Genomic DNA, 12530 nt, shown 5'->3' with positions numbered 1-12530 from the left:
TTTAATAGCCCCGAATCTTATCTGAACTGTTGTCCAATCGTGAAGTGGAACTGACCGGACGCCTTATCCTTAACGCCTGGAATCTTATCAAAGCCATACCCGTAGTCGATACCGATCAGGCCAAAGGCGGGCATAAAGATACGGGCACCAAATCCCGCCGACCGCTTCAGGTCAAATGGATTGTATTGTTTGTAGCTCCCCCAGTTGTTACCGGCCTCCAGGAAAGTCAGGACGAAAATAGTGGCCGATGGATTCAATGAGACCGGGTAACGGAGTTCAGCCACAAACTTGTTGTAGACCACACCACCCTGGCTGCGTGAGTTGGCATCAACCGCGCGGTCGTAATCAGCCGTGTAGACACTCCGGTCATCGTACCCGCGCAAACCAATAATGTCCTGAGCCAGTGCAAACTGGCCCTGCCCCGCTAGTCCTGATCCACCCAACACGAACCGTTCAAATGGGCCAATTGCCGTGCGGTTGTTGTAGCTTCCCAAAAAGCCCAAGTGAGCCCGTGTGTTTAAGACCAACTTCCCAAAAACGGTCTGGAACCAGCTGGCATCGAACATCCATTTGTGGTATTCAACAAACTTGTATTTGTCTTTCGGTGCTTCCGTTGCCGTTGTTGTGCGCCAAGCCGAATAGGGGGGCGTGAACGAACCACTCAGCGTAAAGGACGACCCGTTTCGCGGGAATTGGGGGTTGTCGATGCTGTTGCGCGACAAGGTGGTATTGAACGTGATGTTGTTCGAGATACCGTCTTTATAACCGATGTAGAACAAATCAAGATTGTTCAGGTCGTAGCGCTGAAATGAGATCGAATTACTCAGGCTGAAATAATCATCAGGAATTTTTAACTGGCGTCCTAAACCAACAGTAATGGCCGTATTCGTATAGGATCCGGTTGGTTTGCGGCCTTGCAGCCCCTGGTAAATACTGGCAGGATTCAGCGGATCATAGAACGTTTTATAAACCGTATGGCTGGCGCTTACCGACAACGCATTGGGTTTTCGACCCCCTAACCAGGGCTCCGTGAACGACAGCGAATACACCTGATACTGCGAGCCGTTGGCCTGAAAACGAACCTGCACTCTCTGGCCATCGCCAGCGGGCAACGGCCGCCAGGCTTTCAGATTGGGAATGTTCCGGGCCGAGAAGTTATTGAACGTTAAACCAAGTGTACCAACAAAGCCAACATAACCGCCCCAACCACCTGATAATTCGATCTGATCTGAGGGCTTTTCTTCAACCGTGTATTCAATATCAACGGTGCCATCGCTTTGTGGAACCGGGTTAATACCGATTTTCTCCGGGTCGAAATAGCCGAGCGTTGATAATTCGCGTTGTGTACGAATCAGGTTCGTTTTGGAGAATTTCTGTCCTGGCAACGTCCGTATGGTCCGCATAACCACGTGGTCACTGGTTTTGGTGTTGCCGTTCAGGATGACTTTGTTGATGGTGGCCTGCTTCCCTTCGAAGATGCGAATTTCGAGGTCGATGGAGTCCCCTTCGATGGCTCGTTCAATGGGCTGGGCGTTGTAATACAGATAACCCAAATCCATGTATTGCGAACTCAAGTCCTGGCCGGGGTTACCGTTTAGGCGCTTGTCGAGGTCATCCGGGTTATACACATCGCCTTTTGTAATGCCCAACACCGAGCGAAGCTGGTCGGCGGTGTACAGGTAGTTGCCCGAGAAATCAATCTTCCGGTAGAAATATTGATGCCCCTCATTCAACTTCATGTTGATGGTAATGGCATTGGTACCGTTGTTAACGATCGTATCGTCTTCAATGGTGGCATCGCGGTAACCGAGTTTGTTGTAGTACTCGATGAGCTTTTGCTTGTCTTCCTCGTATTTCTTGGGAACGAATTTCGAGGGCGTAAACAACCGCCCGAAGCGCTGTTGCTTCGTGCTTTTCATCTTCATCCGCACGGCAGACTCGTCAACTTCGTTCAGCCCCTCAAAATTGATTTTAGCAATCTTTACCTTCTGCCCCTTATCGACCAGTACGCGCATCGTGGCGTTGTTGCGGGTACTGTCGGGAATTGTCGTGATTTTAACTTTCGTATTCAGATAACCCTTGTCAACGAAGTACTTCCGGGTTGCCATCTGGGTGTTTTTGGTAATCGTATTGGTTACGATCTTACCCAGATTGAGTTTTATCTTGTCTTTCAGGTTATCCTGCTCGCCTTTCTTCACGCCCAGAAAACTAACCCGGTAAAGCCGGGGACGCTCCTGCACCTTGAACATCAGCGATACTTTGTTGTCCGCTACGTTGGTCGCAAACATTTCCACGTTGTCCAGCAGACCCGATTCCATTAGTTTACGAACCGCCGAACCAACAGCCTCACCCGGAATACGGATTTTGTCCCCCATTTTCAGACCGGCTAACGAAACCAGCGAATTAGGGTCCAGATAGCGGGTTCCGGTTACGCTCAAACCAGCAACTTCATATTCTTTAGGGCTGGCATAATTGAGCAGATCATTCGTTTCGGTAGGGGCGATTGCGCCACGTCCAGCCCCAACACGTACCTGCGCCCGGACATGAGCAGGCAACAGACTGGTGAGCAGACAAAGGGCTCCTACTAGTACTTTTATACGGTGTTCCAAGTTGTATAATACCTATTATGTTGTTGATTACGAGGAGTCAGCTGTGGCGAAAAGGGTTGCAAGGAGTGCAGTCTATTTCTGCTGCCTCAGCGCCCGGTTCACCCGCTGTCTTACTTAATTAACTGTTCACTGGTTTTGCCAAATCGACGTTCGCGCTGCTGATAGCTGACAATCGCCTTGTATAAATGATCTTTCCGGAAATCGGGCCAGAGTACATCGGGCATGTACAACTCCGAATACGCCAGCTGCCAGAGCATGAAGTTACTGATACGCATTTCACCACTGGTGCGGATCATAAGCTCGGGATCGGGAATGCCCCCCGTGCTGAGACGCTGCGCAAAAACGGTTTCGTCGATCTGATCCGGGCTGAGTTTGCCATCGCGTACATCGACAGCCAGTTGCCGGGCTGCCTCCAGAATTTCCCAACGACCACTGTAGCTTAAGGCCAGAATCAGCGTCAATCCAGTGTTCTGGCTTGTTTCGCGGATCGCTTCAGCCAGTTCGCGCTGACAATCGTTGGGCAAACTGCTGGTATGACCAATGGTCGCCAACTTTACGTTGTTGTCCATTAGGGTTTTAATCTCTCCCCGAATTGTGTGAACCAGGAGCGTCATCAAGGCATCAACTTCATACTTCGGGCGATTCCAGTTCTCGGTCGAAAACGCGTAGAGCGTCAAGTATTTTATACCCAGTTCCGCGCAACCTTCCGTTGTTTCACGTACAGCCTTGATCGCGTTGCGGTGGCCAAACACCCTGGCAGCGCCCTGTTGTTTCGCCCAGCGTCCGTTTCCGTCCATGATAACGGCTATATGCTGGGGCAGATTGCTCGGGTCAATGTGTTCCTTCATCCCAATGGGGGAGTTTTAACAAATGTTAACAAGACCGCGAAGATACGGAAATTTAGTCAGTTAATAAGTTTGTTAAACAACTGGCAGGCCGATAAATAGTAGGCTGTCCATTCGGTATGTCGCCAGGAGACCAGGGTCGTTCAACAGGTGCCCTGGCTAAGACATGACTTAGTCAATGACCGTTTATCAACTTACGCGCGCCCGCTGTATCTTTGCCCGTGAAGACTAATAAGCCGGGAGCTGGCGTTCTTACGTACAGATTCTCGTTAACCCCGTCTGTTGTGATGAACGCTGCTTTTTTGATCCGCACCCGCCAGATCGCTATGATCGCCTTGCTGTTTACAGTTTTGTCAGGCTGCAAAAAGGGTGATGATACCGTTGCCACTCCCCAAACGATTACTGATCGTCTTATCGAAGACAGTCAATTCAGCTTTCTGCGGGCTGCTATGATTTACGCCGAAGTTGGCGATGTATTGAAAGGGGGCAATCTGACCCTGTTCGCGCCCAACGATGCGGCTTTTCAGGCATCGGGTTTTGCAACGCCGGGTGCTATTACGGCCTATTCGAAAGAGCAGATGAGAGCTATTTTGCTTTACCATGTGCTGGGTGGTCCCGTTTCAGCCGCTACGATTCCGTCGGGCCAGAGCCCAATTGCAACGGTTGGCAAAAGCATTGCTTACCTCAACAGTACGTCGGATGGGAAGATTTTTGTGAATAATGCCCAGATCATTCAGGCGGATATTGCTGTCGCCAATGGGTACATTCACAGCATCGATCGGGTGCTGACACCCCCGTCGGGCAATCTGTTGACTACCATTCAGACTAATCCGAATCTGACCTTTCTGGTGGCGGCCATTCAACGCATCGGCACCAGTAATCCGACGCTGTTGACGACGTTGAATAGTGAGTCGACGGCCAATGCGGTTACCGTGTTTGCGCCCAATGATGCCGCCTTTAAGTCAGCGGGTTACCGGGACCTGGCCGCTATCAACTCGGCCAATGTGCAAACCCTAACCAATACGTTGCTGTATCATGTAGTATCGGGTGCGCTGTTTGCCAACCAGCTTCAGTCGGGCAGTCTTAACACGTTCCTCAACGGTAACCGATTAACGGTCACAGCTACCGCGAATCAGCTTACTATAAAAGGAAATAGAAATTCGACGGCTGCTACCATCAAGCAAGGTGACCAGCCCACAACGAATGGAATTATCCATGTTATTGATCAGGTGTTGTTACCCTAATCAATAAAAATTAAACCGTTTACAACGTCTTGCCACGTTTGAGGGTCATTAAGCGTAGTATTTGATGATCATTAGTTATTCTTTTTTTCATGCGAATAAGTCAACTTGCCATTTTAGGCGCCCTCTTGATCGGTGCACTGGCTTCCTGCAAGCAACAAAACATTGATGCGGGTAGCAATGCGGCTGCTACGTACGCAGCTAATGTGGCCGACATCAACAGTTATACGATTAGCCAGATGATGTCGGGGACAACTTCTTCGTCAGGCCTCTTTTTTCAGTCGACTAAACCTGGTTCAACAACGATCGTACCGGCCTATGGCCAGGAGATCGAGTTCACCTACAAGCTGTCTGTGCTGTATGGTCCCAGCAATGTAAGCAGTCTGACAACTGTAACGAGTAGGGTAGTAGACTCGGCATATGCTACGACCTCTACATTTTTTCCATTCTTTGCCGGTTCGCTGAAATCGGGTCTGGAGGAAGGTATTTTAAAAATGCACGAAGGGGAGTCGGCTATTTTGATTATGCCGTCTATTCTGGCGTTTGGTAGTGTTGCGACGGATAGTGTTCCTGCCAACTCGCCGGTTCGGTTTGACGTAACCCTGAAGCGAACGCGAACGGAAGACCAGCAGATTACGGACTACATCGCTGCTAATAACCTGACTGTTACAAAGACACTGGCCAATGGTGTGCGCATTATCAAAACGAAAACAAATTCTTCGGGGGCTACACCTTCGGCTGGCCAAACAATAACCCTGAGTTATGCGGGTAAGCTCTTGCGGGCTACGACGGGCTTTTCAGGTGGCACAGGAACCGATACCAAAACCGTTGGAACAACAACAAAATTTGTAGCCGGTTTTGAGGCTGGACTATCCGAATTGAAAGTCGGTGAAAAAGCAACCGTTATCTTTCCCTCGTCGATGGGGTATGGGGCAACGGGTGCCGCCCAGAACGGTAGTAGCGTGTATACTATTCCCCCTTATTCACCGCTGAGTTTTGATATTGAGGTGCTTTCGGCGAAGTAACGGGCTTGAAAAGAAACAACTAACTATATACGGCTATTGAGTCGTGCAACTTGACTTAATTTATATTCATGCGTAAATGTATAGTGTCTGTCCTCATTTTTTCGGTAATAAGTGGGTTGACAGCTTGTAAAAAAGACGATGTCACGGCCTCCGACGACTCGATCTTACAGTCAAATAAAGCGGATATTCAGGCTTACGCGGCCAGTAAAGGGCTAACCGGAAGCAGCACCAACACCGGTGTTTATGTTGCTATAACCAAGGCGGGTACGTCTACGGTAACACCCGGGAATGGTCAGGAGGTAGAGTATAGCTATTCCCTCTACACGCTGGTTCGCAACAGCAGTAATGTGGTCGTTGATAGTTTTGTCGATTCCACCTATGCCAGCAAATCCAATTATGCTTACCTGGTGGCAGCCAACGCAGGGTTGACGGAAGGGTTGCTCAGGATGCATGAGAACGACCAGGCCACGGTAATTATACCGTCTGCTTACGCGTTTGGTTCGTCCGGGAGTGGCGATGGAAAAGTGCCGCCCAATGCGCCCGTTCTTCTGAACATGATCCTCAAAAAGATCCGCACCGAAGACGAGCAGATCAACGACTACATGACGATTAATAAACTGACGCCAACGGAGGTGACGCAGAGTGGGCTTCGGTTTATAAAAACAGCATCGAATTCATCCGGCATTGTACCCGGAGCTGGTCAAACGTTGAATGTTCGTTATCGGGGAACATTACTGCGGTCGCAATCCGCGTTCGACAGTACAGGAACTGGTACCTACGGATTTACACTGGGCCTCTCGGTACCCGGTTTTGACGAGGGGTTAGCGAAGCTGAAAGTTGGCGAGAAGGCCATCATCATCATGCCGTCCAAATTAGGGTATGGAAGCACCGGGCGATCCGTTATTCCGCCTTATGCCCCCATGCGTTTCGATATAGAACTGGTTTCGGTTCAGTAAATAAGGTTGTTCAAACAAAAAGGGGCGCTGCATACACAGCGCCCCTTTTTGTTGGTAATGCAGCCAGTGTTCTGAGCGACTGGGCCGCTATATCCGTGGTTCGTGTCCTCACGGACCACTTGTGCGCCAGCCAGATCTGCCTGCCGGAAAGGTGATCCGTGAGGACACGAACCACGGATACGAAGACTCGTACAAACTCCAGCTGTTTGAATCGTTTTTGTTCCGCCTTTAACTCAACCAGTCGATGTCTGTTTTAGACTCTGCCAAATACAACCGGAAAAACTAAATCATTTCCGCAATACGCAGCTTGGCGCTTCGGGCGCGGGGGTTGCGGGCGGTCTCCTCAGGGGAGGCTTCAATGGGTTTTCGCGTTACCGACTGCAACGGTTTCAGGTCGTTGCCAAACAGATCTTTCTCGACATCCCCCTGAAATTTTCCCTTGTTGATGAAGTTCTTCACCAGTCGATCTTCCAGCGAATGATAGGACATGACAACCAATCGGCCGCCCGGCTTAAGAATCTCCGGCACTTGCTCCAGAAATTCCTCCAGGGCCTGCAACTCTTCGTTCACTTCAATGCGTAGTGCCTGAAATACTTGGGCAAAAAATTTGTTCTCTTTGCCACGGGGCGCGTACCGTTGTAAGGCCGCTTTGAGGTCATTGACCGTATTGATCGGGCGATTTGACCGGGCCGACACGAGGGCGCTGGCGGCTGTTCGGGCATTCGTGATTTCGCCGTACATACCCAGAATCCGGTGCAGATCCGCTTCTGAATACTCGTTGATTACCTCCCGGGCCGTTCGGTCGGCCTGTTGGTTCATGCGCATGTCGAGGTCGGCATCGAAGCGGGTCGAAAAGCCGCGCTCGGGCGTGTCAATCTGGTGCGATGAGATACCCAGGTCGGCCAGGATGCCGTCTACCTGTTCGGCTTTATACAGTCGGAGGTAGCGTTTGATGTTGCGGAAGTTGGACGCCACAAAAGTTAGTCTCGAATCGCCGATGGCCTGGGCATTGGCGCGGGCATCGGCGTCCTGATCGAAACCAAAAAGTCGCCCTCCCTCCAATTGGTTGAGGATTTCTCGGCTGTGCCCACCCCCGCCAAAGGTAATATCGACGTAGGTGCCGCCGGGTTGCAGATTCAGCCCGTCGATGCAGGCTTGTAATAGAACTGGTTCGTGGTAATTACTCATTCAGAAACTAACCGTATTTATTGGTCGTTATTTTGGACGTTGACGCTCAGTCAGTAAACGGTGTATGTCCGCATTTAAACGTATACTTGCTTACCAACTACAACCTGCATCCTGCATTTAGTGAAAACTATGAAACACCTTCTCTCTCTGGCCGCCATGTCGCTGCTGGTATTGCCCGCTGCCTGCTCTGGTCAATCTACCCCGGCAACGGTAAAGCCTGGCCTGTACCGGGCTGTTCTGAAAACCAAAGGCGGTGAGTTACCGTTCGGACTCGATATTCAGCCAATGAAGGGCGACGCCCGGACTTATTCCGTTTTCGCCATCAACGGGAATGAACGCTTGCCTATGGACCCCGCTACGGTACAGGGCGACTCAATTCGAATACCAATGTCTTTATTTGAGTCGGAATTAGTGGCAAAGATAGACGGTAATCGGTTGCGGGGCGAATGGCGTCGGCGCCGGACAGCCCAACAGGTGCAAACCTTACCCTTCGACGCGCAGCAGGGGCTGACGTATCGGTTCAAAACAGAAGGCAAACCGGCCCCAAAAGCTAACCTTACCGGTACGTGGGCAACTAATTTCGGCAGCAAAACGGGTAAAGTAGATACCGTCAATGCCGTTGGTGTGTTTGCTCAAAAAGGAAACAAACTGAGCGGTACGTTTCTCACCCCTACGGGCGATTACCGCTATCTGGACGGCAACGTCGTGGGCGATAGTCTGTTTCTTTCCTGCTTCGACGGGTCGCATCTCTATCTGTTTAAGGCCGGTTACGATGCGGCTACTAGAACGCTGACCGGCGGGCAATGGGCTGGTGTATCAGGCTACGAATCCTGGGTGGCTCGCCTTGATCCAAAGGCCGACCTGCCCGATCCGGCCAAGCTAACGTACCTGAAGCCGGGTGCCAAAACACTCACTTTCTCGTTTCCTGAACCGGGCGGCAAAATAGTTTCGAATACGGATCCCCGGTTCAAAAACAAAGTGACCATCGTGCAGATCATGGGGTCGTGGTGCCCCAACTGCATGGACGAGACCAACTTCATGAGCCCCTGGTACAAGCGGAACAAGCAACGCGGTGTCGAATTGGTGGGTCTTTCGTTTGAGCGGTCGCCGAATATGGCCGAGTCGGGACCGAAAATTGAACGCATGAAACAACGGTTCAACATAGACTACCCGGTTGTTTTGGCCGGTACAAACGATAAAGCGCAGGCTTCCAAAGCGTTACCGGAGCTGAACGCCGTTGTTGCTTTCCCAACAACCATTTTTATCGACAAAAAAGGGCAGGTACGGCATATTCATACGGGCTTCTCGGGGCCTGGTACGGGTAAGTATTACGATCAGTACGTCGAAGAATTTAACCGGCTGGTCGATAAATTGCTGGCTGAGTAAGGGAGCGCCGGGGTTTGTCCGATTCACCTGATTTTCTTGATTTTCTGCGCCGATAAGGCTAATCACAAGAATCAGATGAATCGAACAAACCCCGGTCTTTACTTATTAGTATGCACGCATACTAATTTCAAAAAAAATGGTAGATTTACGTCCAGAAGGGAACAGGATGACATCAACCATGAAAAAGGAAAAGACCGTTGACTTTCACATAAAGTGGGGCTGGCATGCCATTTCGCGCATGTACAATGCCAATGCCTCCCGCTTCGGTATTACGATGGCGATTGGCTACGTACTGCTGAACATTGACCTCGACGAAGGTACCCCCGCTACCAAAATAGGACCACTGTTGGGCATGGAGCCCCGGTCGCTGGTCAGGATGCTGAAAAGCCTGGAAGAGCGCGGTCTGATTCGGCGGGAAGTAGACGGAAATGATAAACGGTTTGTTCGTATCTACCTGACCGAGGAGGGAAAAGCAAAACGGGAGATGGCCCGCGATGGAGTCATTCTGTTTAATAACATGATCCGGGAGAAAATTCCCCTCGACAAACTAGTCATCTTTTTTGAGGTGATGAAAGACATCAACAAGCTGGTTGAAGAAGAAAATAGTAAGATTAAAGCGGGCGAGCCGGAAGAATTGCCCTTGGATTGATCGAGTAAGCCCCTAATTAAACCCAAACGATAGAACACGGATAAGGCGAATGAGTATCGGCTTTCTGGTTAGACCATTCCACCCCAATCCGTCTGTCTGCATTTCTGATCGAGTAAACGAAAACGCATGGAAGCTACCTTAGAAAAACCCAGGACCCAACCAAAAAACCGTACGATCCGGCGCGTAGCCGTCTTGGGGTCGGGCATTATGGGCTCGCGCATTGCTGCTCATTTCGCCAACATTGGCGCTGATGTTTTACTACTGGATATCGTTCCGAAAGAACCCAGCCCCGCCGAACAGGCAAAAGGGCTGACAACCGCCAGCCCGGCCGTGCGGAACCGGATTGTTACCGACGCTTTTCAGACGATGCTGAAGGCTAGTCCGGCGTCGTTGTACAGTGCTAAATTTGCGGAGCGGGTCAAGCTGGGTAATTTTGATGATAACCTCAAGGAGATTGCTGCGTACGATTGGGTGATTGAGGTTGTTGTGGAGCGACTGGACGTAAAACGAACTGTTTATGAGCGCGTTGAGCAGTTTCGCAAACCCGGAACGCTTATTACGTCTAATACATCCGGGATTCCGATGCATCTGCTGGCGGAAGGCCGAAGCGATGATTTTCGCCGTAATTTCTGCGGTACACACTTCTTTAACCCTCCCCGGTATTTGCGGTTGCTCGAAATCATTCCGGGGCCAGATACCGATCCGGCCGTTGTTGATTTTCTGATGAATTATGGGGATTTGTACCTCGGTAAAACGACCGTATTGTGCAAAGATACCCCTGGTTTTATTGCCAACCGGCTTGGTATTCAATCCCTGATTCAGACGATTCGCGTGGCCGAGGAGCTTGGTTTAACCGTTGAGGAAGTGGATAAACTGACGGGTCCGGTGGTGGGGCGGCCCAAATCGGGTACGTTCCGGTTGTCGGATGTTGTGGGGCTGGATACAACCGTCAATGTGGCGGGCAATCTGGTTAGCATGGAGCACGATGAGTCGCGGGCTAGTTTTGAGTTGCCGACCTCCGTGCAGAAATTAATGGAAAACAAATGGCTTGGTGACAAGACCGGCCAGGGGTACTATAAGAAAACGAAAGACTCGGCGGGACAGACGCAGATTCTGGCTCTGGACCTGAATACGTTCGAGTATAAACCGTCGCAGAAAGGTATTCGTTTTGTCACGCTCGATGGGACAAAAGCGATTGACAACCTTAAAAAGCGCTTCCCGGTACTGGTTGCCGGAAAAGACAAAGCAGGGGAATTTTATCGCAAAACATTTGCGGATGGTTTCGCGTATGCCACACACCGCATTCCTGAAATCTCGGACGAGCTTTACCGGATTGATGCAGCTATAACGGCTGGTTTTGGCTGGCAACTGGGTTTGTTCGAAACTTGGGACGCCATTGGGCTAAAAGCTGGTCTCGACATGATCGAAGCACAGGGCAAGAAACCCGCCCAATGGGTATATGATATGCTCGGCGCGGGCTTCGATTCCTTCTATAAGGTTGAGGGCGGTAAGCGGATGTATTACGATATTCCGACGAAAAGCTACCAGGCAATTCCAGGGGTGGAGCAATTCACGATTCTGGAGAATCTCCGGGGGGACGGTCCCGGCAATAAGGTTATCTGGAAAAACGCCGATGCCTCAATCTATGATCTTGGCGATGGGATTTTGAACGTCGAATTCCGGAGCAAAATGAACACCTTTGGGCAGGGTGTATCCGAAGCGTTATTGAAAGGCGTGGCGATGGCCGAAAAAGACTTTCGGGGCCTGGTAGTGGGCAACGACTCTACCGAAGCGTTCTCGGCGGGGGCTAACCTGGCTACACTATTCATGTTTGCCGTTGAGCAGGAGTTCGACGAAGTCAATCTGATGATTGCCCAGTTCCAGAAACTCATTGCCCGGTTGCGCTACTCATCCGTGCCCGTCATTGTGGCCCCTCATACACTGACGCTGGGGGGCGGCTGCGAAGCGGTGCTGCACGCCGACCGGGTAGTGGCTCATGCCGAAAGTTACATTGGTCTGGTAGAGGTTGGCGTCGGCTTGATTCCAGCCGGTGGGGGCACAAAAGAAATGGCGGCCCGGGCATCGGACCTTTACCAAACCGGTGACCCTGAGCTAAATATCCTGCAGAGTGCGTTCATGAACATTGCCACCGCCAAGGTATCTACGTCGGCGCAGGAGGCCCATGAAATGAATTACCTACGGCCAACTGATCAAATTGTGCTTAACCGCAGTCGGTTACTGGCTGAGGCCAAGCAGGCGGCTATTGAACTGGCTGATAATGGCTATACCCAGCCCAAGCCACGCGCTGACATTAAGGTACAGGGCAAAACGGGTATTGCCTTGTTCAAGGCGGGTATAGCCGCCATGCGCATGGGTCGGTATATTTCAGATCACGATATGAAGATTGCCGACAAATTGGCTTACGTTATTTGCGGAGGTGATTTGAGTGCACCGCAAGTTGTTTCGGAGCAGTATTTGCTTGACTTGGAGCGTGAAGCGTTTCTCTCACTTACTGGCGAAAAAAAGACGCTGGAGCGAATTCAAAGCTTGTTGACGGGTGGCAAGCCATTGCGTAATTAGATGAGTTGATACAATCATTAGTAGTAAACAAAAAGTGTCTTATATTCCGAA

Annotated in this window: 9 protein-coding genes; 6 read left to right on the top strand and 3 right to left on the bottom strand. The window is 50.7% G+C overall.

The window, feature by feature from the left end; genetic code table 11:
* Positions 1–17: 17 nt before the first annotated feature.
* Complete coding sequence (bamA, locus tag ACYU87_RS12470; RefSeq protein ID WP_461134419.1) at positions 18–2609, bottom strand: outer membrane protein assembly factor BamA; 2592 nt, start codon at positions 2607–2609, stop codon at positions 18–20.
* A 110-nt stretch (positions 2610–2719) separates the two neighbouring features.
* On the bottom strand, positions 2720–3457 hold the full coding sequence (locus tag ACYU87_RS12465; protein ID WP_461134418.1) for an isoprenyl transferase: 738 nt from the start codon (positions 3455–3457) through the stop codon (positions 2720–2722).
* Positions 3458–3741: 284 nt separating this feature from the next.
* Between ACYU87_RS12465 and ACYU87_RS12460 the strand changes: the two genes are divergently transcribed.
* The 3 genes from ACYU87_RS12460 (at position 3742) to ACYU87_RS12450 (ending at position 6676) form a co-directional block, all read left to right on the top strand.
* Positions 3742–4698: a fasciclin domain-containing protein gene (locus ACYU87_RS12460; protein ID WP_461134417.1), complete on the top strand. Its 957-nt coding sequence runs from the start codon at positions 3742–3744 to the stop codon at positions 4696–4698.
* Between the two features lie 89 nt (positions 4699–4787).
* Positions 4788–5720 carry an FKBP-type peptidyl-prolyl cis-trans isomerase gene (locus ACYU87_RS12455; RefSeq protein ID WP_461134416.1) on the top strand — a complete coding sequence of 311 codons (933 nt, stop codon included), beginning with the start codon at positions 4788–4790 and terminating at the stop codon, positions 5718–5720.
* Between the two features lie 68 nt (positions 5721–5788).
* The gene (locus ACYU87_RS12450; RefSeq protein ID WP_461134415.1) at positions 5789–6676 is read left to right on the top strand and encodes an FKBP-type peptidyl-prolyl cis-trans isomerase; all 888 of its coding nucleotides are present in this window, start codon (positions 5789–5791) and stop codon (positions 6674–6676) included.
* A gap of 282 nt (positions 6677–6958) precedes the next feature.
* Here the strand turns inward: ACYU87_RS12450 and rsmH are convergent, their stop codons facing one another.
* Positions 6959–7864 carry a 16S rRNA (cytosine(1402)-N(4))-methyltransferase RsmH gene (gene rsmH / locus ACYU87_RS12445; protein WP_461134414.1) on the bottom strand — a complete coding sequence of 302 codons (906 nt, stop codon included), beginning with the start codon at positions 7862–7864 and terminating at the stop codon, positions 6959–6961.
* Positions 7865–7993: 129 nt separating this feature from the next.
* On the opposite strand from rsmH, the gene ACYU87_RS12440 reads away from it, so the two are divergent.
* The 3 genes from ACYU87_RS12440 to ACYU87_RS12430 all read left to right on the top strand — a co-directional run bounded on the left by ACYU87_RS12440 (position 7994) and on the right by ACYU87_RS12430 (position 12479).
* The gene (locus ACYU87_RS12440; protein ID WP_461134413.1) at positions 7994–9250 is read left to right on the top strand and encodes a peroxiredoxin family protein; all 1257 of its coding nucleotides are present in this window, start codon (positions 7994–7996) and stop codon (positions 9248–9250) included.
* Positions 9251–9428: 178 nt separating this feature from the next.
* On the top strand, positions 9429–9899 hold the full coding sequence (locus ACYU87_RS12435) for a MarR family winged helix-turn-helix transcriptional regulator (RefSeq protein ID WP_461134412.1): 471 nt from the start codon (positions 9429–9431) through the stop codon (positions 9897–9899).
* A 126-nt stretch (positions 9900–10025) separates the two neighbouring features.
* Positions 10026–12479 carry a 3-hydroxyacyl-CoA dehydrogenase/enoyl-CoA hydratase family protein gene (locus ACYU87_RS12430; protein ID WP_461134411.1) on the top strand — a complete coding sequence of 818 codons (2454 nt, stop codon included), beginning with the start codon at positions 10026–10028 and terminating at the stop codon, positions 12477–12479.
* The last annotated feature ends 51 nt before the right edge of the window (positions 12480–12530 follow it).

The sequence above is a fragment of the Spirosoma lituiforme genome (genome assembly GCF_054776635.1).
This window is presented reverse-complemented; position numbering and strand designations above follow the sequence as displayed.